This is a genomic window from Paraburkholderia nemoris (assembly GCF_905221015.1).
GTDB classification, from domain to species: domain Bacteria; phylum Pseudomonadota; class Gammaproteobacteria; order Burkholderiales; family Burkholderiaceae; genus Paraburkholderia; species Paraburkholderia nemoris.
In genome coordinates, this window is the sequence record NZ_CAJNBO010000025.1 from 78,073 (window position 1) to 101,704 (window position 23,632).

Annotated in this window: 17 protein-coding genes; 8 read left to right on the top strand and 9 right to left on the bottom strand. The window is 63.6% G+C overall.

Features of this window, described 5'->3' with window-relative positions; all coding sequences use genetic code 11:
- Window positions 1-27 precede the first annotated feature (27 nt).
- Both panB and KHO33_RS42675 read left to right on the top strand, forming a co-directional pair.
- The gene (panB, locus tag KHO33_RS31235) at window positions 28-843 is read left to right on the top strand and encodes a 3-methyl-2-oxobutanoate hydroxymethyltransferase (protein ID WP_200563788.1); all 816 of its coding nucleotides are present in this window, start codon (window positions 28-30) and stop codon (window positions 841-843) included.
- Window positions 844-983: 140 nt separating this feature from the next.
- The gene (locus tag KHO33_RS42675; RefSeq protein WP_267914820.1) at window positions 984-1,118 is read left to right on the top strand and encodes a hypothetical protein; all 135 of its coding nucleotides are present in this window, start codon (window positions 984-986) and stop codon (window positions 1,116-1,118) included.
- A gap of 81 nt (window positions 1,119-1,199) precedes the next feature.
- Here KHO33_RS42675 and pabB read toward each other — a convergent pair whose 3' ends face one another.
- The 5 genes from pabB to grpE form a co-directional block, all read right to left on the bottom strand.
- A complete protein-coding gene (pabB, locus tag KHO33_RS31240) occupies window positions 1,200-3,080 on the bottom strand; it encodes an aminodeoxychorismate synthase component I (RefSeq protein WP_200563790.1) in 1,881 nt (626 codons plus the stop codon).
- A gap of 24 nt (window positions 3,081-3,104) precedes the next feature.
- Window positions 3,105-4,247 (bottom strand): molecular chaperone DnaJ, encoded by a 1,143-nt coding sequence (dnaJ, locus tag KHO33_RS31245; protein WP_175052138.1) that lies wholly within the window; start codon window positions 4,245-4,247, stop codon window positions 3,105-3,107.
- A gap of 266 nt (window positions 4,248-4,513) precedes the next feature.
- A complete protein-coding gene (gene dnaK / locus KHO33_RS31250) occupies window positions 4,514-6,469 on the bottom strand; it encodes a molecular chaperone DnaK (RefSeq protein ID WP_175052137.1) in 1,956 nt (651 codons plus the stop codon).
- 153 nt (window positions 6,470-6,622) lie between these two features.
- Complete coding sequence (locus tag KHO33_RS31255) at window positions 6,623-6,841, bottom strand: hypothetical protein (protein WP_407946206.1); 219 nt, start codon at window positions 6,839-6,841, stop codon at window positions 6,623-6,625.
- Window positions 6,842-6,910: 69 nt separating this feature from the next.
- A complete protein-coding gene (gene grpE, locus KHO33_RS31260) occupies window positions 6,911-7,495 on the bottom strand; it encodes a nucleotide exchange factor GrpE (protein ID WP_054040977.1) in 585 nt (194 codons plus the stop codon).
- A gap of 377 nt (window positions 7,496-7,872) precedes the next feature.
- Between grpE and KHO33_RS31265 the strand changes: the two genes are divergently transcribed.
- Window positions 7,873-8,034, top strand: a complete 162-nt coding sequence (locus KHO33_RS31265) for a hypothetical protein (protein ID WP_012431795.1) — start codon at window positions 7,873-7,875, stop codon at window positions 8,032-8,034.
- Here KHO33_RS31265 and KHO33_RS31270 read toward each other — a convergent pair.
- The 3 genes from KHO33_RS31270 to hrcA all read right to left on the bottom strand — a co-directional run bounded on the left by KHO33_RS31270 (window position 8,006) and on the right by hrcA (window position 10,687).
- The gene (locus KHO33_RS31270; RefSeq protein ID WP_054040979.1) at window positions 8,006-8,413 is read right to left on the bottom strand and encodes an RNA-binding S4 domain-containing protein; all 408 of its coding nucleotides are present in this window, start codon (window positions 8,411-8,413) and stop codon (window positions 8,006-8,008) included. The genes KHO33_RS31265 and KHO33_RS31270 overlap by 29 nt on opposite strands.
- Window positions 8,414-8,421: 8 nt before the next feature.
- The gene (gene hemH, locus KHO33_RS31275) at window positions 8,422-9,492 is read right to left on the bottom strand and encodes a ferrochelatase (protein WP_154565839.1); all 1,071 of its coding nucleotides are present in this window, start codon (window positions 9,490-9,492) and stop codon (window positions 8,422-8,424) included.
- 175 nt (window positions 9,493-9,667) lie between these two features.
- Window positions 9,668-10,687, bottom strand: a complete 1,020-nt coding sequence (hrcA, locus tag KHO33_RS31280; RefSeq protein WP_054040981.1) for a heat-inducible transcriptional repressor HrcA — start codon at window positions 10,685-10,687, stop codon at window positions 9,668-9,670.
- A gap of 213 nt (window positions 10,688-10,900) precedes the next feature.
- Here hrcA and KHO33_RS31285 point away from each other — a divergent pair, with 213 nt between their 5' ends.
- Window positions 10,901-11,803 (top strand): NAD kinase, encoded by a 903-nt coding sequence (locus KHO33_RS31285; RefSeq protein WP_054040984.1) that lies wholly within the window; start codon window positions 10,901-10,903, stop codon window positions 11,801-11,803.
- A 93-nt stretch (window positions 11,804-11,896) separates the two neighbouring features.
- A complete protein-coding gene (gene recN / locus KHO33_RS31290; RefSeq protein WP_200563792.1) occupies window positions 11,897-13,567 on the top strand; it encodes a DNA repair protein RecN in 1,671 nt (556 codons plus the stop codon).
- Between the two features lie 29 nt (window positions 13,568-13,596).
- On the opposite strand, the gene glnE is transcribed toward recN, so the two are convergent.
- Window positions 13,597-16,389, bottom strand: coding sequence for a bifunctional [glutamate--ammonia ligase]-adenylyl-L-tyrosine phosphorylase/[glutamate--ammonia-ligase] adenylyltransferase (gene glnE, locus KHO33_RS31295; RefSeq protein ID WP_200563794.1), 2,793 nt, complete (start codon window positions 16,387-16,389; stop codon window positions 13,597-13,599).
- Window positions 16,390-16,575: 186 nt separating this feature from the next.
- Between glnE and KHO33_RS31300 the strand changes: the two genes are divergently transcribed.
- The 3 genes from KHO33_RS31300 to tldD all read left to right on the top strand — a co-directional run bounded on the left by KHO33_RS31300 (window position 16,576) and on the right by tldD (window position 23,352).
- Window positions 16,576-20,775 (top strand): YhdP family protein, encoded by a 4,200-nt coding sequence (locus tag KHO33_RS31300; protein ID WP_234480470.1) that lies wholly within the window; start codon window positions 16,576-16,578, stop codon window positions 20,773-20,775.
- A gap of 123 nt (window positions 20,776-20,898) precedes the next feature.
- Window positions 20,899-21,789 (top strand): carbon-nitrogen hydrolase family protein, encoded by an 891-nt coding sequence (locus KHO33_RS31305; RefSeq protein WP_200563798.1) that lies wholly within the window; start codon window positions 20,899-20,901, stop codon window positions 21,787-21,789.
- 96 nt (window positions 21,790-21,885) lie between these two features.
- Entirely contained in the window at window positions 21,886-23,352 is a 1,467-nt protein-coding gene (gene tldD / locus KHO33_RS31310) for a metalloprotease TldD (protein ID WP_200563801.1), read from the top strand.
- Window positions 23,353-23,632: the final 280 nt, after the last annotated feature.

Consider the following 23,632-nt stretch of genomic DNA (forward strand, 5'->3'; position numbering starts at 1 on the left):
CCGCTCTTCTTTCCAACGGATTTCCCCATGACCTATTTGCAGGAAGCGAGCCGGAACGCCATCACCGTGCCGAAACTGCAGGCGATGCGCGACGCGGGCGAAAAGATCGCCATGCTGACCTGTTACGACGCGAGCTTCGCCGCTCTGCTGGATCGCTCGGGCGTCGACGTGCTGTTGATCGGCGACTCGCTCGGCAATGTGCTGCAAGGCCAGACGACCACGCTGCCGGTCACGCTCAGCGAAATCGCGTATCACACGGCGAGCGTCGCGCGGGCGCGGCCCTCGGCGCTGGTAGTCGCCGATCTGCCGTTTGGCACATACGGTACGCCGGAGGACGCCTTCAGGAACTCCGTGGAACTCATGCGCGCCGGCGCGCAGATGGTGAAACTCGAGGGCGGTGAGTGGCTCGCGGACACGGTACGCTTTCTGGTCGAACGGTCGATTCCGGTGTGTGCGCACGTCGGCCTGACGCCGCAATCGGTGCACGCGTTTGGCGGCTTCAAGGTGCAGGGCAAGACCGACGCTGGCGCGAGCCAGGTGCTGCGCGACGCGCTCGCTGTGCAGAATGCGGGCGCCCAACTGATCGTGATAGAAGCAATTCCCACGCTGCTCGGCAGTGAAGTCACGAAGCAATTGCGGATTCCGACGATCGGCATCGGCGCGGGTCTGGATTGCTCGGGTCAGGTGCTGGTGCTGCACGACATGCTGGGAATTTTCCCAGGCAAGCGGCCCCGCTTTGTGAAGGATTTCATGCAGGGGCAGCCGAACATTCAAGCTGCCGTGGAAGCGTATGTGCGTGCCGTGAAGGACGGCTCGTTCCCGGGGCCGGAGCATACGTTCTGAACATGCGGTCCGTTCGCGGACTGCATTGATCGGGCGCGGTTGCGCCTGTTTGGGACCCGTCTGATATCGCCTGAAAACGTGGTCGTCTATCTTCGTCTACCCATTAACGCGGCCCTGCCGCGAGCCGAAGAGAGATGACCATGAGCCCCTTTTGCCTGATCGACGTAGCGGGAATCCGCGAGCACACCACCACACCGCATGACGTGCGGGAATCGACTTGGCGCGCACGCCTGTCTGGATGGGTGATGCGCGTACTGCACGTTCGCCAGCGTTGAGCTGGCGCGGCTCGCGGCGGTCAGAGGCGGCGGCGCAGCTGGGCCCACGCCTTAGCCCTGCCCTTAGTAGCCCTTCCTGCCTTAGCTCAGCACGCGCGCCTTTACCGCGCCTCGCAGTGCGTTGCACACCAGAAGCGCTTCAGCATTCTGCACATCGACTCGAGTCAGCACGCGTTCAACAGCACGAAGGCCGGGATCCTCCAGCAACACACCTCGCATGATCCCGGGCAGCACGCCCGACTCCAATGGCGGCGTCCACCACCGTCCCGCCAGTTTCACAAACACGTTCGACCGGCCGCCTTCGGTCAACTCACCGCGCTCGTTGAAGAACAGCGTGTCGAAAGCACCCTTCGCTTCGGCTTCGCGCCAACCGCGATCGTATTCGGCGCGGCGTGTGGTTTTGTGGCGCAGCAGCGGATCATTGGCGTCCGTCGCGGCGAAATCGTAATCCGGCCCGAGCAGCACGCCGACCGCCGCGTCGGCCAGCGGCGTCAGCACGGCCGTCGTTATTTGTAGCGTGCCGTTTTTGCTCAACGCGAGGCGCATGCGGTGCGGAGTGTGCATCGGCAGCGCCGCACATTTCTCCGCGATTTGCACGCGAATTTCGTTTTCGTCGTCGAGTTTGAAACCCAGTGTCGCGGCGCTCGCCGAGAGTCGCGCGAGATGGCGCGACAGGTGCCGCACGCCCTCTTCCCGCGTCGCATACATCGTTTCGAAGAGTTCGAAACCCGGCTCGGCGCCGGTTAGAAAGCTGGCCTTCAATTGGCACTCCGCATATTCGTCGGCAGCGAGGCTGTCGAGCACGATGCCTGCGCCGACGCCCATCTTGCCTTGCAGTTCGCCCGGTTGTGCGGTCGGGGTTAAGGTCAACGTGCGGATCGCGACGGATAGGCAGAAGTTGCCGCAAGCGTTTTCGCTTGTGGTGACATCGAGCCAGCCGATCGCGCCAGTGTAGAGGCCACGCGGCGTGCTTTCGAGCTCCTCGATCAACTGCATCGTGCGATGCTTCGGCGCACCGGTAATCGAGCCGCATGGAAACAGCGCGCGCATGATTTCGGCGAAAGATGTGCCGGCGCGCAACGTCGCATGCACCGTCGACGTCATCTGCCAGACCGACGCATAAGGCTCCACAGAAAACAGCGCCGGCACACTGACCGAGCCCGTCTGCGCCACCCGCGACAGATCATTACGCAACAGGTCAACGATCATCACGTTTTCTGCGCGATTCTTCGGGTCGTTCGCGAGGAAATCGGCGGCGCCGCGATCCGCGTCAGGATCATCCGAGCGCGGCGCCGTGCCTTTCATCGGACGGGCGCGCAACAGCGCGCCTCCCTTCTCGATGAACAACTCCGGCGAGCACGATAGCACCCAATCGTCGCCCGGCAACGCGATCAACGCGCCGTATGGAACCGGCTGACGCACTCGCAGCCGCCGATAGAGCGCGGTCGGCGAGCCGAATACATCGAAACCAAGCCGATACGTGTAGTTGACCTGATAAGAATCGCCCGCGCGCAGGGCGGCATGGATCGCATCGATCGCTTCGTTAAATTGCGTTGGATCGACGCTCGCACGCACGTTTGCGGTACCCGCCACCGACGCTTCAGCCGCTCCGTCATCGCGTGCCATGAGCCACGCGTCGACCTCGTCGCGCGACAGCTTCTCGCAACGTTCGAACAATAAAAAACGCAGCGTGGCATTGCCACGCTGCGTTTCTTTCAGTGCCTGGCGAGAAAGGCCGCCGTCCAGAAGATGCCGGCCAAACTCGTAGTCGGCGAGCACGACGGCATGCAAACCACGCCGAGTGTCCGCGGCCACGGTCTCGCACACATTTTCGAGTTGCGCGGCGTCCGCGCAAACCCGCTCATGCACAAAACCCGTGTACAGACGACTCGAACGGCGCGCCGCCGTCGCGTCGCAATCGTCGAGCAACGCGAACACTGCATCGCGCTCATCTGCCGTCATGCTTACCGCCACATCAAACCGCTATTAGTCGAAGAAGCTCTTCACCCGATCGAACCAGCTTTTGCTCTGCGGGCTATGCCGTGCACCGCCTTCCACAAGTGCCTTCTCGAATTGCTGAAGCAACTCGCGCTGCGACTCTGTGAGCTTGACCGGCGTTTCGACTTGCACGTGCACGTAAAGGTCGCCGGCAATGCTCGAACGCAGCCCCTTGATCCCCTTGCCACGCAGACGGAACGTCTTGCCCGACTGCGTGCCTTCCGGCACCGTGAAGCTCGCGCGGCCCGCAAGGGTCGGCACTTCGATTTCGCCGCCGAGCGCCGCCGTGGTAAACGGAATCGGCATCTGGCAATGCAGGTCGTCGCCGTCGCGTTCGAACACCGAGTGCTGCTTGATGTGGATCTCGACGTACAGATCGCCCGACGGACCGCCGTTGATGCCCGGCTCACCGTTGCCGGCCGAGCGGATGCGCATCCCGTCGTCGATACCTGCCGGGATCTTCACTTCCAGCGTCTTGGTTTCCTTCACCTTGCCCGCGCCGTGGCAATGGCCGCACGGCTCAGGGATATAGGTGCCGGTGCCGTGGCACTTCGGGCAGGTCTGCTGGATGCTGAAAAAGCCCTGCGACATCCGCACCGAACCCGAACCGCTACAGGTCGGGCAGGTTTCCGGCTTCGTGCCGGGCTTCGCGCCCGAGCCGTGACAAATTTCGCACGACACCCAGCTCGGCACGCGAATCTGCGTGTCGTAGCCGTGCGCCGCCTGTTCCAGCGTGATTTCCATGCTGTAGCGCAGATCGGCGCCGCGGTACACCTGCGGGCCTGCGCGGCCGCCACCGCCGCGTGCGGCACCACCGGCCGCCTGGCCGAAGATGTCGCCAAAAATATCGCCGAATGCATCGGCAAAACCGCCGAAGCCCTGCGCACCGGCTCCGCCCATGTTGGGGTCGACGCCTGCGTGGCCGTACTGGTCGTACGCTGCACGCTTTTGCGAGTCCGATAGCATTTCATAGGCTTCCTTCACCTCTTTGAAATGCTCTTCCGCATCCTTGTTGCCGGGATTGCGGTCGGGGTGGTGCTTCATCGCAAGCTTGCGATAAGCCTTCTTGATTTCGTCGTCGCTCGCGTTCTTTGCGACGCCCAGAACCTCGTAGTAATCCCGTTTCGCCATATCGGTTCAACGCCACTCGCGCAATGCGACGCGGTGGCTCCTCTTGAATGCTGGAGTCTTGCGACTCGTCCGGCCGCTGTTCACGCCGTTTTTACGCGGCTCAAACAACGCCCTCCATAAAACAAATGTGCCCGGAGAGCCCAAAAAGGCTCACCAGGCGCGATAACCGCTTTGCAGGTTCATGCACCCGGACGGGAGCAAACCGTTTTGCAGCCAGGCCGCACACATCGCTGTGTGCGGCTTTACGGTCAGATTGCGACCCGGCTTTAGTCTTTCTTCACTTCCTTGAACTCGGCGTCGACCACGTCGTCCTGCTGCTGGTGGCTCGCGCCACCGGCCGATGCGCCCGCACCTGCTGCGCCCGCTGCCGCAGCTTCGGCACCTTGCGCAGCCTGCATGTCGGCGTACATCTTTTCGCCCATCTTCTGCGAGGCGGTGGCCACCACTTCGATCTTGGCTTCGATCGCGGCCTTGTCGCTCGAACCGCTCTTCAGCGTTTCTTCGAGGTCCTTCAGCGCGGTTTCGATCGCTTCCTTCTCAGCAGCTTCCAGCTTGTCGCCGTATTCGGTGAGCGCCTTCTTCGTGCTGTGGACCAGCGCGTCGCCCTGGTTGCGGGCATCGGCCAGCTCACGCAGCTTGTGATCTTCTTCCGCGTTCGCTTCGGCGTCCTTCACCATCTTCTCGATTTCGGCTTCGGACAGACCCGAGTTCGCCTTGATCGTGATGCGGTTTTCCTTGCCGGTTGCCTTGTCTTTCGCGCCGACGTGCAGAATGCCGTTCGCGTCGATGTCGAAGCTCACTTCGATCTGCGGCGTGCCGCGCGGTGCCGGCGGAATGCCTTCAAGGTTGAACTCGCCCAGCAGCTTGTTGCCCGCTGCCATTTCGCGCTCGCCCTGGAACACCTTGATCGTCACGGCGCCCTGATTGTCATCAGCCGTCGAGTAGACCTGTGCGTGCTTGGTCGGGATCGTGGTGTTCTTGTTGATCATCTTCGTCATCACGCCACCGAGCGTTTCGATGCCGAGCGACAACGGGGTCACGTCGAGCAGCAGAACGTCCGTGCGGTCGCCCGACAGAACCTGGCCTTGAATCGCGGCGCCAACGGCCACGGCTTCGTCCGGGTTCACGTCACGGCGCGGATCCTTGCCGAAGAATTCCTTAACCTTTTCCTGCACCTTCGGCATGCGGGTCATACCGCCGACCAGAATCACGTCGTCGATTTCGCCGACCTTCACGCCCGCGTCCTTGATGGCCATGCGGCAAGGTTCGATCGTGCGTTCGATCAGTTCTTCAACCAGCGCTTCCAGCTTGGCGCGCGTGATCTTCAGGTTCAAGTGCTTCGGACCCGACGCGTCGGCCGTGATGTACGGCAGGTTGATTTCGGTTTGCTGGCTCGACGACAGTTCGATCTTCGCCTTTTCAGCCGATTCCTTCAGGCGTTGCAGCGCGAGCACGTCTTTCGACAGGTCGACGCCCTGTTCCTTCTTGAACTCGCCGATGATGTAATCGATGATGCGTTGGTCGAAGTCTTCACCGCCGAGGAACGTGTCGCCGTTCGTGGACAGCACTTCGAACTGCATTTCGCCGTCAACGTCGGCGATTTCGATGATCGACACGTCGAACGTGCCGCCGCCCAAGTCATACACCGCGATCTTGCGGTCGCCCTTTTCGGCCTTGTCCAGACCGAATGCCAGAGCGGCTGCGGTCGGTTCGTTGATGATCCGCTTCACTTCCAGACCGGCGATGCGGCCTGCGTCTTTGGTAGCCTGACGCTGGCTGTCGTTGAAGTACGCGGGAACCGTAATCACGGCTTCGGTGACCGGCTCGCCGAGGTAATCTTCAGCGGTCTTCTTCATCTTGCGCAGCGTTTCCGCCGAGATTTGCGGCGGTGCGAGCTTCTGGTCGCGCACTTCGATCCATGCATCGCCGTTATCGGCTTTCATGATCTTGTAAGGCATCAGAGCGATGTCTTTCTGCACTTCCTTTTCTTCGAAGCGGCGACCGATCAGGCGCTTGACCGCGTACAGCGTGTTCTTCGGGTTCGTGACCGACTGACGCTTCGCAGGCGCGCCGACGAGAATCTCGCCGTCTTCCATGTAAGCGATGATCGACGGCGTGGTGCGCGCGCCTTCCGAGTTCTCGATCACCTTGACCGAATTGCCTTCCATGATCGCCACGCACGAGTTGGTCGTGCCGAGGTCGATACCGATGATTTTGCCCATTTTTACTAATCTCCTGACTTTGATCGCTGCGGGAATCGCCGTTTTTGCCCATCTGGCGGTACGGCGATCCGCTCTGAATTCCTACCTGCACTCAACATAAGTGCGTCCGCATCGTTTTCAAGACCTCTTTTGCGATGCGGTCTTTAATTTTTTTCAATCGGTCGAACTTTTGCCGCTTTTTTCACCATTTGCCGCGCTGCCGACCACATTGGCCGCACGGATCGTTTCCCGCGCGACCGCGACCGTCGCCTCGAACTGCCCAAGGCCGTGCTGGCCGGTTGCCCGGCCGAGCCGCTGGCCTCGGCAAAAGAAGAGCCATGTGGGCACGCTGCAGAGCATGACCGCAGTGGCGTCGACGGGAATGTTGGCCATAACGGCGCCTGTCAGGCGGCCCGGCTGATAAACGGCTTCTGCTGCGGCCCGTGCCGCAGCGTGGGCTGCTTACTTCGGCGCCGCGACAGTCACAAGGGCCGGACGCAGCACGCGGTCGGCGATCACGAAGCCTTTTTGCAGCACAGCAACGACGGTGTTCGGTTCCTGGTCGGCCGGCACCATCGAAATAGCCTGATGGCGGTGCGGGTCGAACTTCTCACCAACCGGGTTCAGGGCGACGACGCGGCCCTTTTCCAGCGCGCCGGAGAGCTGGCGCAACGTGAGTTCGACGCCTTCGCGGACCTTCTGCAGGTCGTCGGACGAGTGGGCAACCGCCGCCTCGAGACTGTCGACCACCGGCAGCAAATGCTCAGCGAAGCTTTCGATCGCGAACTTGTGGGCCTTGGCGACATCTTCCTGGGCGCGGCGGCGCACGTTCTCAGTCTCCGCCTTTGCCCGCAGGAAGCTTTCCTGCATCTCGGCAAGCTTGGCTTCTGCTTCGGCCAATGCGGCTTCCGCGCCGGTTGCCGGCGCTTCAGGCGCTGCGTTTGCAGCCGCGTCCTGCTGGGGCGCCGCAGCCTCGGCGGCCTGGCGCGCGGTTTCGTCGGCGGGCGTGGGATTCTGGCTCGTCGGGTTCTCTTGCGTGTTTTCCATGTCGCTGAAAGTCGTTTAAAAGTTAAAGCTATCGGTGGCGGCAACGCGTCGAAAACCGCCGCAATTTGTGCGTTGCAAAATTGCGACAGACAACTTACTACGTTAACGCGTATCGAAACGGCAGATGGGGCCGGAAAGACCCAATTCAAGCGCCTCTCCCGGAACTTTTCACACCGCGGACGTGCGGCAGAAATGCCCGGTTACAACCATTATTGCGTCGCAATCAGATTGAGATTGAGTGCGCTCAACAAGTGGCCTATGCTCCATTAAAGCGTCGGAAAAGACACGTTAACCCTAATCTAACGTAAGCCTTACCGATAATTTTCAATTCCACCTGATTCGCCTGTTTCCATCTGAATCTTCCCAAGGGGAGTACCGTGAAACTGACCTTTGCAATATCGGTGGTCGCATTGGTACTGATCGCGGGCACCACGACCATCTGCATGTCCGGGGCCGTCAACGATCACACCACCGAATACGGCGGTGTGCACGCGACGATGGAACAATTGTTCAATCCCCACCTGAAAGTTTGTCGATAGTGCGCCGGTCGCGCTTGGTCGGCCTGCCATGCAAAGCGGCGGCCGGTTCGCGGTATGTCTTGCGCCGCTCCTGCTCGACCTGCCGCTTCACCTTGCTCTCTTCCGTTTCCGCATAAAGCGTCTGCGCGACGCTGGCCGGGCCGCGCACGTCGCATACGCCCAGCACTTCCACCTGCCAGACAATCCGCTCGATTTCGATCTCGACCAGGTCGCCTACGCGCACCTCCTTGGCCGGTTTGACGCTCGCGCCGCCGATGCGCACGTGCGCTTTTTCGACGGCATCCGCCGCGAGCGAGCGTGTCTTGAAGAAGCGCGCCGCCCAAAGCCATTTGTCGATGCGCAGCTTCGCGCCCGGTTCGGTTGAAATCCTGTAGTTCATGAGCCTGCTTAAGCCCCAGTCGTGTGCGGCACCGGCACTGCTTGCACGGGCCAGCCCTGCAGATTCTGCGCGACGATCTCGCCAAGCGCGGCAATCCACGGCTGCGAGGCGTTCAGGCAGGGAATCCGATGAAATTCCTTACCGCCCGCCTGCAGGAACTCGTCGCGCACCTCCATGCCGATTTCTTCGATCGTTTCAAGGCAGTCGGCGGTAAAACCCGGACAGAACACGTCGGCACGCCGCACGCCCGCCGAGCCCAATTCCTTCAGCGTGGGTGCGGTGTACGGCTGCAGCCACTCAGCCTTGCCGAAGCGCGACTGAAACGTGACGCGGCATTCCACCTGCGTCAAGCCCAATGCCTGCGTCAACAATGCGCCGGTCTGCTGGCATTGCTCGTGGTACGGATCACCGAGATCCATCGTGCGCTTGGGCACGCCGTGAAAACTCAGCACCAGCTTGTCGCCTGCCGCGAAATCCGGCCGGCCGTGCTGGTGCCAGTAGTGGTGCACCTGAGCGGCGAGCGCGGCGATATACGCCGGATGATCGGCGTACTGGCGCACCGTACGGATTTCCGGCTGATTGCGCATGCGCTTCAAGGCCGAAAAGGCGTCGTCGAAAGCCGTGGCCGTGGTCGACGAGGAGTATTGCGGATACATGGGCATCAGCAACACGCGCTCGGCGCCGGCCAGCTTGAGCTGGTTCAGCATGGCCGGAATGCCGGGCGTGCCATAGCGCATCGCGTAGTCGACCAGCACCGTGTAGTCGTTCAATTGCAGCAGATGGCGCAAACCCTCCACCTGCTTCTCCGTAAAGACACGCAGCGGCGAACCTTCCGGCATCCACACGGCCGCGTACTTCTTCGCTGACGCGGGGCTCCGGAACGGCAAAATCAACACGCGCAGGATCACCTGCCACAGCAGCGCCGGAATTTCGACCACACGCGGATCGGACAGGAACTGCGCAAGATAGCGCCGGACCGCACGCGGCGTCGGCGCGTCGGGCGTGCCGAGATTGATCAGCAACACGGCGACACGGTGTGACGTGGCGTTCTGTGATGGCCGCTCGAGGTCGAAGCGCATAGGCAGCAGGGATAACCGCTTGGGGCGGAGAGTCGTTCAGGTGGAATTCATTATAGCGGCGCGGTCCATTGCAAGGTCCGCCAGGGACCCCTGGCCATTCGGCCAATTGGCAAGACGCGCGCCGTCGCGCATCATTTGCAGCATGAGATGTGCCGCGGCCAACGGTGGCCGCAGGTTACTGCTGGCTGAGCGTCAGGGAAAGCAGCCGCGCGGTGATGTCCACGATTGGGATCACGCGGTTGTAAGCCATGCGGGTCGGCCCGATCACGCCGAGCGTGCCGACAATCTTGCCGTTCACCTCATAAGGCGCGGTGACGACGCTCATTTCCTCGATCGGCACGAGATTCGACTCGCCGCCAATGAAGATCTGCACGCCCGCGGCGTGACTCGACACGTCGAGCAATTGAAGGAGGCTGGTCTTTTGGTCGAACACATCGAACAGCTTGCGCAAGCGCGCCATATCCGACGACAGGTCGGCGACTTCAAGCAGGTTGCGCTCGCCGGAAATCAGCACGGTCTCGCCGGTGTCGGACTCATCCGTGCTGGCCGTGACCGCGGCATGCATCAGCGTGGTCATGTCGCCACGCAATTCGTCGATTTCTTCGCGCAGGCGGCGGCGCACGTCGTCGAACGAGAGGCCCGCGAAGTGCGCGTTGATGTAATTGGAGGCTTCCACCAGCTGCGACGGCGAAAAGTCGCGCTGGGTTGCCATGATGCGGTTCTGTACGTCACCCTCGGGCGTCACGATGATCAGCAGGATGCGCTTGTCCGACAGGCGCATGAATTCGATCTGCTTGAACACGTGGCTGCGGCGCGGCGTAAGCACCACACCGGCGAACTGCGACAGATTGGACAGCACGCTGGCCGCTGCGGCGACGACTTTCTGCGGTTCGCCCGCCTGCAGCGTAGTCTTGACGATACGCATCACCGCTTCTTCGTCAGCGGCGGATTCCACCGTCAGCATGGTGTCGACGAACAGCCGGTAGCCGCGTGGCGTCGGGATCCGGCCGGCCGACGTATGCGGACTGATGACGAGCCCCAGGTCCTCGAGATCGGACATCACGTTGCGGATCGTGGCCGGGCTCAGTTCGAGGCCGGAATAGCGTGACAACGTGCGCGAGCCGACCGGCTGACCTTCGGCGATATAGCGCTCGATCAGCGTTTTGAGGAGGGTTTGTGCGCGGGGATCTAGCATGACGGAAAATTTTAGCTCAATGACGCGGCCACAGCGAGCGCTAACGGCGCCAACCCCTGACTATCGCGCCACCTGTTGGCGGGGCAGCGCCTGTCATCAATGTTTCACCATTCTAACGATAATCCTCCAATGCGCTGGCAGCCCGTTTGCGCAGGCCCGTCACCGGGTCTGTCTGCGGTTCTTTTCAGGCCCTACCTATGGTGTAATGCCGGCATGCAAGTGACCAGCCAGTTCAAGACCGTCGCGCTCGTCGGGCGCAACAATACGCCGGGCATCGGCGAGCCGCTGACCGCGCTCGCCTCGTGCATCGCGAAGCGCGGCTTCGAGGTCGTATTTGAAGCCGACACCGCCGCCGAAATCGGCGTCACCGACTATCCGGCGCTGCGTCCGGCCGAGATCGGCGCGCGCGCCGACGTTGCCGTGGTGCTAGGCGGCGACGGCACGATGCTAGGCATTGGCCGCCAGCTTGCGCCCTACCGCACGCCGCTGATCGGCATCAACCACGGCCGCCTGGGCTTCATTACCGACATTCCGATCTCCGACATGCGCGAGATCGTGCCGCAAATGCTCTCCGGGAACTTCGAGCGCGAAGAGCGCATGCTGCTCGAGGCGCGCATCATGCGCGACGGCACCCCGATCTATCACGCACTTGCCTTCAACGACGTGGTGGTCAACCGCAGCGGTTTCTCGGGGATGGCGGAACTGCATGTCTCGGTGGACGGGCGCTTCATGTACAACCAGCGCTCGGACGGCCTGATCGTCGCCACGCCAACGGGTTCGACGGCCTACGCGCTATCCTCGCAGGGGCCGATCCTGCATCCGCAATTGCAAGGGATCGTACTGGTGCCGATCGCGCCGCATGCGTTGTCGAACCGGCCAATCGTGCTGCCGGACGACTCGAAGGTGAGCATCCAGATCGTCTCGGGCCGCGAAGTGAACGTCAATTTCGACATGCAGTCGTTCACTTCGCTGGAATTGGGCGACACGATCGAAGTGCGCCGCTCGCGCCATACGGTGCCGATGCTGCACCCGGTCGGCTACAGCCATTTCGCCACGTTGCGCAAGAAGCTGCACTGGAACGAATACCCGTCGCACGAAGAAGATACCAAGCCCTGAGCGGCCCCGAACGCCGGAAAACCGGAACGCCGGGCCGCCGGAACACGAACGCCGCCGCCGAACCCTGAATCTCAAGCTCACCAGACGACCTCCATGCTTCGCCACCTCTCGATACGCGACTTCGTCATCGTCGCCGCGCTCGACCTCGAATTCGACAGCGGCTTTACCGTTTTCTCAGGCGAAACAGGCGCCGGCAAGTCGATCCTGATCGACGCGCTGGCCCTCGCGCTCGGCGCCCGCGCCGATGCGAACGTGGTGCGCACCGGCGAGAGCCGTGCCGACATTACCGCGGAATTCGAGACGCATGCGCAAGTCGAGCAATGGCTCGACGAGCAGGCGCTCGGCACGACCGCCGACGACGGCCATCACGGCGGCACCGTCATGCTGCGTCGGGTGGTGGACGCGAACGGCCGCTCGCGCGCGTTCATCAACGGGACGGCGGCGACGCTCGCGCAGTTGCGCGAAGTCGGCGAGATGCTGGTGGATATTCACGGGCAGCATGCGCACCAGTTGCTGATGCGTCCGGACGCGCAGCGCGAACTGTTCGACACCCACGCGGGCCTCACGGAGACCGCGGTAGCCGTCACGCGTGCATGGCGGTCGTGGCGCGACAAGGTTCAGGCGGTCGAACATGCGCAAACGCGCGACCGCGAACTGCAACTGGAGCGCGAGCGTCTCGCCTGGCAGCTCACCGAGCTGGACAAACTTTCGCCGCAACCGGGCGAATGGGAGGAGGTCAACACCGAGCACCGGCGCCTGTCGCACTCGGCCAATCTGATCGACGGTGTTCAAGGGGCGCTCGGCGCGCTGTCCGAATCTGATGAAGCGATGATCACGCATCTCGCCTCGATCGTGTCGAAGGTGCGCGACCTCGCCGAGATCGACCCGGCGCTGAACGACGTGCTGGCGGCGCTGGAACCGGCAGAAATCCAGTTGCAGGAAGCGGCCTATTCACTCAGCCACTACGCACAAAAGCTCGAACTGGATCCCGACCGGCTCGCCCAGGTCGAAAAGCGTCTCGACGCGCTGCACTCGGCCGCACGCAAATTCCGCCTGCAACCTGAGACGCTGCCCGAAGAACACGAAGCGCGTCGCGCCCAACTTGCCGCGCTCGACGCCGCCGCCGATCTCGACAGCCTCCACGCGGCCGAAGCCAAAGCCAAAGAAGCCTTCCTCGCGGAAGCGAAAAAGCTGTCGAAGGCACGCGCCAAGGCCGGCAAGGCCTTGGGCGCAGCGGTGACAACCGGCATGCAGGAACTGTCGATGAAAGGCGGCAGCTTCGAAGTGGCCTTGATGCCGTTGCCGGAAGGTGGCGCTCACGGGCTCGAGCAAGTCGAATTCCGCGTCGCCGGTCATGCCGGCGTGCCGCTGCGGCCGCTCGCGAAGGTCGCCTCAGGCGGGGAACTGGCGCGGATCAGCCTCGCTCTCGCGGTCATTGCGAGCGCTGCGAGTCCGACTCCAACCCTGATCTTCGACGAAGTGGATACCGGAATCGGCGGCGGCGTCGCCGAAGTGGTTGGGCGCTTGCTGCATCAACTGGGGCAAGCACGTCAGGTGCTGTGCGTCACGCACTTGCCGCAAGTCGCCGCGCGCGGCGACCATCATTTCCAGGTGGCGAAGTCGGGCAACGGTAAAGGCGGCACGGTCAGCAGTGTGACCTCACTCGACCGCGCGAGCCGCGTCGAAGAAGTCGCGCGCATGCTCGGCGGCCTGGAGATCACCGCCACCACCCGCAAGCACGCGAAGGAAATGCTGGCGGCCTAGGAACGCGGGCTGGAAATCGTCGCTGATCCTCAGCCAAACACCCGCTTCCACAGCCTCAGCACCGCTTCGCGCTCCGTCACCACGAGCGCCGGATCGACGCGCGCCTTTTCCATCCCATCCAGCCGCAGTTGGTGCTGCAACTTCCGGTAGGTCCGATAAGCCGCCCCGACCGTCTCCGCTTCCGCCTCGCTCATCAGGCCGAAGCGGGACACTTCGCGCAGCAATGCGATGTTGCCAGTATTGCGGATCAGTTCGGGATCGCTCGCCGCATGCAGCAGCACCCAGTACTGCACGGTGAATTCGATATCAACCATGCCGCCGCGATCGTGCTTCAGGTCGAACAGCGCCGTATGGTTCGGATGCCCTGCCTCGACGCGCTCGCGCATCTCGACGATTTCCTTCGCGAGCGGCGCGGCCTCGCGCGGCGTGGTCAGCACCTGTTCGCGGATCTGCTCGAATTTCGCGCCGATTTCAGCGTCGCCCGCACAGTAGCGCGCGCGGCTCAATGCCTGATGCTCCCACACCCACGCCGTGTTGGCGGCATCGCCTTCGCGTAGTTGATAACGGCGGAACGCGTCCAGATCGGTAACGAGCAAGCCCGATTCGCCGTTTGGCCGCAGCCGCAAGTCGACGTCGAACAAGGTGCCCGCGCCGGTCGCCGTCGTCAGCCAGGTGATGAGACGGCGGGTGTAGGTAGCGTAGACGTCCGCAGCGGCATCGTCCGGATCGTCATAGAGGAAGATGACGTCAAGGTCGGATGCGTAGCCGAGCTCCTTGCCACCCAGCTTGCCGTACGCGATCACCGCAAACTTCGGCACCTCGCGGTGGCGTTTGGCCAATTGGTTCCAGACGGCTTCGAGCGTGACGTCGAGCACGGCGTCAGCGAGCTCGGACAGGCGGTCGCTCACATGCTCGACGCTCAACTTGCCGGCCAGATCGATGAGCAGGATGCGGAACACCTCGGCCTGGTGCGCGTGGCGCAGCAGGTCCATTTGCTGCTCCATGCCATCCGCCGCGGCCAGACGCAAGCGCAGCGTGCGCTTGAATTCAGGCCAGTCGAACGGACTGTCCATCGCCTCGTCGTCGAGGAGTTCGTCGAGCAATTGCGGGTGGCGGATCAGATAACCGGCGGCCCAGCGCGAACCACCCAGCACCGACAGCACCCGATGCAGCGCCTGCGGATATTCCGTCAGCAGCGCAAGGTACGCGCCGCGCCGGCTCACGGCTTCGAGCAAGTCGAAAAAACGCGCCACCGTATCGCCGCGCCGTTCGACCGGCTCCAGCGTACGCGCGGCTTCCAGCGCACGCTGCGCGACGATATCGAAGCGCTGGCGGCTACGCTCGGCGAGCCCCGCGTAACGCGACGACTGCCATATCGCACGCAAGCGCGCCAGCAACTCGTCCGGCTCGGACACACCCAGTTCGATCAGACGCGCGCGAAGCGCGTCCTCAGCGCTGTCGTCGGCGAGCGCACTGCTCCAGATCCACACCGCCGCGCCGTCTTCCGGGGCGCCGCAGCCATCGCGGCCGCTCACCTTGTCGGCGAAAATCTGGTCGAACTGCTGTTCGACGAACTCGCGGTGCGCGTCGAGCTTGAGCATCAACGCGGCATAGTCGTCGCAACCCATGGCTTGCGCGAGCGCCACACGCTCCTCAGGATCGACCGGCATCGCGTGAGTTTGCGCGTCGTTGCGGTATTGCAGACGGTGCTCGAGTTCGCGCAGGAAACGGTACGCCTGTGAAAGCTTCACGCAGACCGAGGTATCGAGCAGCCCGTGCGTGGCCGCGTGCCGCAAGACGGCGAGTGTCGGTCGAACCCGGAAGCCAGCATCCTGGCCGCCGCGGATCAACTGAAACACCTGAGCGCTGAACTCGATTTCGCGGATGCCGCCACGGCCCAGCTTGATGTCGTCGGCCTTGTCGGGGCGCATCGAGGCGCGCCGCTGCGCTTCCTGGCGAATCTGCAAATGCAACGCGCGAATCGCGCTGATCACACCGAAGTCGAGATAACGCCGATAGACGAACGGCGTAACGATCGCGTCGAGCTGCTTCTGCAACCGCCGCGCCGCGTCGCTCGCACCTTCGGACACGAGCCGGCCCTTGATCCACGCATAGCGCTCCCACTCGCGGCCCTGCACGTAGAAATACTCTTCGAGCATGCCGAGGCTGCACACGAGCGGCCCGGAATCGCCGTTCGGCCGCAAGCGCATATCGACCCGGAACACGTAACCGTCGGCGGTCACCTCGGCCAATGCGCCGATCAGGCGCTTACCGAGACGCGTAAAAAAGTCCTGCGTCGCGATCGGTGAACGCTGACCGCCCGCGGTCTCACCGTCCTCTTCATAAATGAAGATCAGATCGATATCCGACGACACGTTCAGCTCACGCCCACCCAGCTTGCCCATCCCGACCACACCGAGCGCGAGCCGCTCGCCCTGCGGTCCGCGCGGTTCGCCGTAGAGCGTTTCGAGCTCGGCGGACACGACCGCGAGCGCACGCTGGATAGTCGTCTCCGCCAGATCCGTCATCGCGCCGGTGACTTCGGCGACATCCGCTTCGCCCGCCAGGTCACGCTCCATCACGGCGCAAAATACCTCGGTGCGCAATTGGCGTAAGGCCCGTTTGAGTGCATCCTCGCTTAACGGACCGTCGCCCCCACCGGCTGCCTCGGCACACAGCGCGTCGAAGCGCGCGTCGATCCGTTCGCGCGTGAGGGGTGCGGAGGCGAGCGCCACCACCTGCGCCACAATTTGCGGACGGGCCGCCGCGGCACGCGCCGCGTAATGTGAATAGCTGGAACTCAGGAGTGTTGCGTCAGTCATCAAGGGTCTGGCTCGCTCGTTGCTTGATCAGCGTTGTTCAGTTCGCCGCAGCACACGGGTCCGGCAGCCTCGCGCAGGTCGCGAGACGGCATGGAGAAAGGGTTTGCCGGAGGTCCGCCGACGCTTTCCCGTGTGTTACATTTCGTCGTTAATTCGCAAAACTACCATACGCCCACCCGCCGCAGCATGTCCGAGCGAAACGAATCCGCCGACCCGCACGAAACCAGGCAGGTCCGGCCTGCGAGCGGAAGCGCCCACATGGTGCTGCATCGGACGTCCCATGTGGTGCTGGCGCTTGCACTCGCCTTCTACTTTATCGCGGCGGGTCTGTTTCTCGGTTTGCGTTATGTCCTGCTGCCGCGCGTCGACTCGTTCCGTCCGCGCATCGAAGCCATCGTTTCCGAGAAGCTGCACGCACAGTTCACCATCGGCAAGCTGGCGCCGCACTGGAGCGGCTTTCAGCCGGGCCTCGACGTCACCGATATTGTCATCCGCGACCCGGAAGGCAAAGCGGCCCTAACCATTCCGCACGCCACCGCCGCGCTTTCGTGGAAGTCGCTCTGGCAGTTTCATCCCGCGCTTTCCAGCCTGATCGTCGATCAACCGGACGTGCTGGTGTCGCGCAGCAGCGACGGCGTGATCTCGGTGGCGGGCGTGCCGGTTCCCACCCGGCACAGCGGCAACGACACCCTGTCCACGTGGCTCTTGCGCCAGCAGGCGATCGTGGTGCGCGGCGGCGTGCTGCGCTGGCGCGATGCCGAGCATGACGCACCGGAACTCGCCCTGCGCGACATCCGGATCGCGATTCTCAACGAAGGCTACGATCACCGCCTCGCGTTGCAGGCGCCCGCCGACGGCCAGGTCCTGCACGGGCCGATCGACTTCCGTACGCATTTCAAACACGCCCGCCTCTCGGCGATCGGCAAGCCGGTCAACTGGGCGGGCCAGGTTTATATGTCGACCGGTCCGGTCGATCTGCCGACCCTCGCGCGCTACATCAACTTCCCGATCGAGATGTTCGCCGGCCGCATCGACAATGCGATCTGGGCCGACTTCGCCGATGGCCGCATGAAGTCGGCGAGCGGGCAACTGGCCGGCACGGATGTCGCGATGCGGGTCCGCCCGACCCAGCCCAAGCTGCTGGTGCCGATCGCCAATTTCTCCTGGGGTCTCGACGTCAACCAGGGCGACTACACGCTGCAACTGAACCACTTGCACGCCGAGCTCGGCCAGCCGCCGCTTGACGACGGCACGCCGCTCACCCGCACCCTCGCGCTAACCACGCTGCACGGCCGCTACCGGACCGCCTCGCTGCAGCACGGCCAACTCGTCAGCGTCAGTGGTGACCGCGTCGACCTGGGCATCCTCGCCGAATTCAGCCGCGCGTTGCCGTTGCCGCGCCCCCTGCTGAACAACCTGGTGCGCTTCAATCCACGCGGCATGGTGTCGAACTATGTGATCGAGGTCGAACGCGGCAAACCGGAATCGGGCGAAGCGGGCAGCGACCACCGGCCAAGCGGCGCCGAGCCGATCGAGCGCTATCGTTTCAAGGGCGATCTGCAGGGCATCAGCATCGCCGCGCAGGAACCGCCGCCGGGGCTCACCCCGCTGAATCACCCGCGCGCGGGCATTCCCGGCATCGAGAACCTGTGGGGCAGCGTCGATGCAGACGAAAACCACGGCACCGCGACGCTCAACACCTCCAACGTCGCGATTACGTTGCCGGGCGTGTTCGACGACCCGCGCCTGACACTCGACCGCCTGCACGGCCGGGCGGACTGGACCATCACGCCGAAGGCGCCGGGCGAAAATCACCCGGCCTTCAGCGTCAAGCTGGCCGACTTCGGCATCTCGAACGCCGACGCCGACGCCACCGCCACCGTCGATTACAGCAATCCAGGCCATGGGCGCGGCTCGCTCGACCTGAAGGCTGACTTCCAGCGCGCACAGGTCACGCGCATCGTCCGCTATCTGCCGACCAGCATCAGCGAAAAGCTGCGCATCTACCTGGGCCATGGGCTGCAAGCCGGTGTCTCGCGCAGCGCGACGATCGAAATCCACGGCGATCTGACCAAATTCCCGTACTCCCGCGCGCCGGAGGCCGGGGTCTTCCATATCGTCGCGCCGTTCAAGGGCGGCAAGTTCGACCCTTCGCCGTACCCGCCGCGCAAGATGAAGAACGGCACGCCGAACGTGTGGCCGCCGCTGGATGGCATCGACGGCGTGTTCGAACTCAAAGAGAACTTGCTGCGCTTCGATATCGACCGCGCCCATTACAAGCGGGTCGCTTTGAACAAGGTGAACGGCAAGATCGACGATCTCGGCACCAGGGCGTCCGACCTCATCATCACGGGCAACGGCCGTGGGCCGCTTGCCGACATGCTCGACTACGTCAACGAAAGCTCGCTCGGCATCATGTCCAAACATGCGACCGAGAAAGTGCGCGCCGAAGGGCCCGCCGCGCTGGCGCTCAAGCTGACGGTGCCGCGCACGCCGAAGCCGCATATCGCCGTGGAAGGCGCAGTGGGCTTTCAGAACAACCGTTTGACGGTCGACAACGTGCCACCACTGTCGCAACTGAACGGCAAGGTGCGCTTTACCGAGCATACAGCGCAGGTCGACCGGCTCTCTGGCCAGTTCCTCGGCGGCGACGTGCACGCGAACGGCGGCCTGAAGCAGGACGGCACGTATGCACTCGACCTCGGCGGCCATATCGCCGTCGATGCCGCGCGCGGCCTGAATCTGCACGGTCCGGCCGCGCAGGTGCTGACGCGCATGAGCGGCAGCGCTCCCTATGCGCTCAACGTGCGCGGTGCCAAGGGGCGCTTGCCGGAAGTCACGGCGAACTCCGATCTGACCGGCCTCGCGCTCGACTTCCCCGCACCGTTCAATAAGCCCGTCGGCACGCCGATGCCGCTGCACTTCGCGGTCAGCCCGTACGCCAGCGCAAGCGAAGCCGGCCTGGAACGAGCCGACCTCACCTTCGGCCCGATTGCCGCCACCTATCTGCTGCGTTACCAGCCGAAAACGCCGCCGACGGTCGTGAGCGGCGCGATCGGCGTCAACAAGCCCGCCGACTTGCCGTCCGAGGGCGTGATCGCCGCCGTCGACGTCGAAGCGTTCGATGCCGATGCCTGGCGCGCGCTCGTCACGCAGATGCGCAACAAGGACGCGCCCACTCCTGCGCCCGCCGCTGCAGCCGCGCCGGCCACACCGAATCCAACCGTTGCGCAATTCCTGCCGAGCCGCTTCGCGGTGCACGTCGGCACACTGACACTGCTCAAGCGGCACTGGGACAGCGTGATCGTCGGCGCGTCGCATGCGGACGGCAAATGGCAGGCCAATATCGCGTCGAACCAGGTGTCGGGCCACGTTTCCTGGCTGCCGGGTGCCAATAAGGAATCGCCGGGCACGCTGCAGGCGCGCTTTGCCCGGGTGGTCATCCCCTCGGCCACCGATAAAGACCTGCTCGGCCAGGCCATTTCGGCGCCGGCGCAGAACATGCCGTCGATCGATCTGGTGGTCAATGAGTTGATCGTGCGCGATCGCGACATAGGCCGGCTCGAAGTCGACGCGCACAACTTCGAAGAAGACGGTGTGCCGGTCTGGCAGTTGGACAAGCTGGACATCACCAACCCCGCCGCCACGCTGACCGCCACCGCGAACTGGCGTACCTCGACGGGTCTCGGCAACACCGCCGACGAAGCGACGCCGCGCCGTACCGTGTTCGATTTCAAACTCGACATCAAGGACGCCGGCGGGCTGCTGGAGCGCTTCGGCCAGCCGCACACGATCAAGGCCGGCAACGGCACGCTGTCGGGTAAGGTGGTGTGGCGCGGCGGGCCGACCACCATCGACTATCCGACGCTCAACGGCAATCTGGCCGTCGACCTGCGCCATGGGCAGATCCTCAAGGTCGATCCGGGCGTCGCGAAACTGCTGGGCGTACTCAGCCTGCAAAGCCTCGCACGCTTCGCCACACTCAATTTCCGCGACGTCATCGGCGAAGGGTTGCCGTTCGAGCGCGTCACCGGCACGGGCGAGATTCACAATGGCATTGGCCGCACCGAGAACTTCGAGATGGTGACGGCGCCGGCGCGCGCCGAAATGAAGGGCTCGGTGGATCTGGCACAGGAAACCCAGGATCTGCACGTGCAGATCGTGCCGACCGTCAGCGCCGGCGCCGCCGTGATCGCCGCGACCGTGATCAATCCGCTGCTCGGGCTGGGTGCGCTGGTGGCCGATCTGGCGTTCAGCAAATCAGTGTCCACGGCGTTTGCACGCGAGTACGCAATCACCGGCCCGTGGTCGAAACCGCACATCGAGCGGGTGAAGGGCGATCGCGGTAAGATGGACGCTCCGGCTTCGACCGTGGAAGCGCACTGAGCCCAATCCTGTGTTTGATCAGAAGAGCGCCGTGCCGCGCCGCGGTCCCCAGCCAGCCTTGAACGACGTTTGCGGCGCCAACGGTTCGCGCCGCGGCCTTGCCGGGAGTTTTTCGAAACGCTCATGAGCGAAACACACGTCTCTTCATCTTCGTCCGCTGCGTCGTCCACCGCCTCGCCCACTGCGGCGTCCGGCGGGTCCCCCGAAAGCGCCTTTCGCCTTGCTGCGTTGCAGATGGTGAGCACGCCGGATCGCGAACGCAATCTGGCCGAAGCGGAGCGCCTGATCGCCGAAGCCGCCGCCGACGGCGCGCAACTGGTCCTGCTGCCCGAATACTTCTGCTTCATGGGCTTCAAGGACACAGACAAACTCGCCGTGCGCGAGCCCTACCAGGACGGCCCGATCCAGCGCTTTCTCGCCGACGCCGCGCGCCGCCACAAGGTGTGGGTGATCGGCGGCACCTTGCCGTTGATGTCGCAGGAACCCGCACGCGTCCTGAACACCACGCTGGTGTTCGACCCGCAAGGCAACGAGGCCGCGCGCTACGACAAGATCCATCTATTCAATTTCGAAAAGGGCGAAGAATCGTTCGACGAGGCGCGCACCATCTGCCCCGGAGGCGAAGTCCGCACCTTCGAGGCGCCGTTCGGCCGGGTCGGCCTGTCGGTCTGCTACGATTTGCGCTTTCCGGAGCTGTACCGGCGCATGGGCGACTGCGCGCTGATCGTGGTTCCGTCGGCGTTCACTTACACCACCGGCCGCGCGCATTGGGAGATGCTGCTGCGCGCCCGGGCGGTCGAAAACCAGTGTTACGTGCTGGCCGCCGCGCAAGGCGGCAAACATGAAAACGGCCGCCGGACATGGGGCCACAGCATGCTGATCGACCCGTGGGGCGAAGTCGTCGCGGTGCGCGACGAAGGCGCCGGCGTGGTGAGCGGCAATCTCGAGCGTGCGCGCATCGACGAAGTGCGGCAGAGCCTGCCCGCCTGGCGTCACCGCGTGCTGAGCTGCTGACGTATTACCTGACATTGAAAGTGCGGCGCCCGTCACTCATATAGTGGTGATAGAAGCGCTAACCGAATCCTTCGTATCGAGCAGAACATACTTCGCATGAACATCATCGAACCCGGTATCCGTAATCTCGCCACCGCCAAGGACATTCTCCTGACGCCCTACGGTCTCGACGAATCCCTGCTCACCCGCACGCTCGCCGAAATCTTCACGCACAAGATCGATTACGCCGACCTGTACTTCCAGTACACGCGCAGCGAAGCGTGGAGTCTCGAAGAAGGCATCGTGAAGTCGGGCAGCTTCAGCATCGACCAGGGTGTTGGCGTGCGCGCCGTGGCGGGCGATCGCACTGCCTTCGCGTATTCGGACGATCTGTCGCCCGAGGCAATTCGTCAGGCGGCGCTCGCCACCCGTTCGATTGCCAAGGCGGGCGGCGGCAAGCAGAAGATCAAGGTGGCCTCGTCGCTGACCGGCATTGCCGGGCGCGATCTGTACCTGCCGTCCGATCCGCTGCATTCGCTCGACGCGACCGCCAAGGTCAAGCTTCTCGAGCGCATCGAACAGATGGCGCGTGGCCGCGATCCGCGCATCCAGCAAGTGATGGCTGGCCTCGCCGGTGAATACGACGTGGTGCTGGTCGCACGCAGCGACGGCGGCTTTGCGGCCGATATCCGTCCGCTCGTGCGCGTGTCGGTCACGGTGATCGCCGAGCAGAACGGCCGCCGCGAAATCGGCAGCGGCGGCGGCGGTGGCCGCTTCGACTACGGCTATTTCACTGACGAAGTGCTGTCGGGTTATGTCGACGACGCCGTGCATGCCGCGCTCGTGAACCTCGACGCCCGCCCGGCTCCGGCCGGCGCGATGACTGTGGTCCTTGGACCGGGCTGGCCCGGCGTGCTGCTGCACGAAGCGATCGGCCACGGCCTCGAAGGCGACTTCAACCGCAAGGGATCGTCGGCGTTCGCGGGTCGAATCGGCGAGCAGGTTGCGGCGAAGGGTGTGACCGTGGTCGACGACGGCACGTTGCCGAACCGCCGCGGCTCGCTGAACATCGACGACGAAGGCAATCCGACCCAGTGCACGACGCTGATCGAAGACGGCATCCTGAAGGGCTACATCCAGGACACGCTGAATGCACGCCTGATGAAGATGCCGGTCACGGGCAATGCGCGCCGCGAATCGTATGCCGCGCTGCCGATGCCACGCATGACCAACACGTACATGCTCAACGGCGACAAAGACCCGCAGGAAATCATCGCGTCCGTGAAGAACGGTTTGTACGCGGTGAACTTCGGCGGCGGCCAGGTCGACATCACGAACGGCAAGTTCGTGTTCTCGGCCTCCGAGGCGTACATGATCGAAAACGGCAAGGTCACCTACCCGGTCAAGGGCGCGACGCTGATCGGCAGCGGGCCGGAATCGCTCAAATTCGTCAGCATGATCGGCGACGACATGAAGCTCGATTCGGGCGTCGGCGTGTGCGGCAAGGAAGGCCAGAGCGTGCCGGTGGGCGTCGGTCAGCCGACGCTGCGTATCGACAAGATGACGGTCGGCGGTACGGCCTGATTTTGGTGTAGACGCATACTTCGTGCATATAATGTTCGAAGTATGCGGATTTGCCGCATTTTTACCCCCTGCAGCTTGCCAGCCCAGCCTGCACGGGTTATAAAGTCACTCACCCTTTTTGACCAGCGACCCAATTTCGCCATGTCCGCCAAGTTTTACTTTTACTTTTTTTGGCATCTCAGACCGCTGGCGGATCGAGAGGGGTGTTAGTGCACGCAAGACACCCAGAATTCACGAAAACCGCCAGCTAGCCTGGCGGTTTTTTTTTCGCCTCACGCCT

Excerpts from the sequence above, each read along its gene's own strand:
- dnaK (WP_175052137.1), bottom strand. The coding sequence starts at position 6,469 with ATGGGCAAAATCATCGGTATCGACCTCGGCACGACCAACTCGTGCGTG.
- grpE (WP_054040977.1), bottom strand. The coding sequence starts at position 7,495 with ATGGAAAACACGCAAGAGAACCCGACGAGCCAGAATCCCACGCCCGCC.
- KHO33_RS31270 (WP_054040979.1), bottom strand. The coding sequence starts at position 8,413 with ATGAACTACAGGATTTCAACCGAACCGGGCGCGAAGCTGCGCATCGAC.
- dnaJ (WP_175052138.1), bottom strand. The coding sequence starts at position 4,247 with ATGGCGAAACGGGATTACTACGAGGTTCTGGGCGTCGCAAAGAACGCG.
- KHO33_RS42675 (WP_267914820.1), top strand. The coding sequence starts at position 984 with ATGAGCCCCTTTTGCCTGATCGACGTAGCGGGAATCCGCGAGCACACC.
- panB (WP_200563788.1), top strand. The coding sequence starts at position 28 with ATGACCTATTTGCAGGAAGCGAGCCGGAACGCCATCACCGTGCCGAAA.
- recN (WP_200563792.1), top strand. The coding sequence starts at position 11,897 with ATGCTTCGCCACCTCTCGATACGCGACTTCGTCATCGTCGCCGCGCTC.
- KHO33_RS31255 (WP_407946206.1), bottom strand. The coding sequence starts at position 6,841 with ATGGCCAACATTCCCGTCGACGCCACTGCGGTCATGCTCTGCAGCGTG.
- KHO33_RS31300 (WP_234480470.1), top strand. The coding sequence starts at position 16,576 with ATGTCCGAGCGAAACGAATCCGCCGACCCGCACGAAACCAGGCAGGTC.
- pabB (WP_200563790.1), bottom strand. The coding sequence starts at position 3,080 with ATGACGGCAGATGAGCGCGATGCAGTGTTCGCGTTGCTCGACGATTGC.
- hemH (WP_154565839.1), bottom strand. The coding sequence starts at position 9,492 with ATGCGCTTCGACCTCGAGCGGCCATCACAGAACGCCACGTCACACCGT.
- KHO33_RS31285 (WP_054040984.1), top strand. The coding sequence starts at position 10,901 with ATGCAAGTGACCAGCCAGTTCAAGACCGTCGCGCTCGTCGGGCGCAAC.
- hrcA (WP_054040981.1), bottom strand. The coding sequence starts at position 10,687 with ATGCTAGATCCCCGCGCACAAACCCTCCTCAAAACGCTGATCGAGCGC.
- KHO33_RS31305 (WP_200563798.1), top strand. The coding sequence starts at position 20,899 with ATGAGCGAAACACACGTCTCTTCATCTTCGTCCGCTGCGTCGTCCACC.
- tldD (WP_200563801.1), top strand. The coding sequence starts at position 21,886 with ATGAACATCATCGAACCCGGTATCCGTAATCTCGCCACCGCCAAGGAC.
- glnE (WP_200563794.1), bottom strand. The coding sequence starts at position 16,389 with ATGACTGACGCAACACTCCTGAGTTCCAGCTATTCACATTACGCGGCG.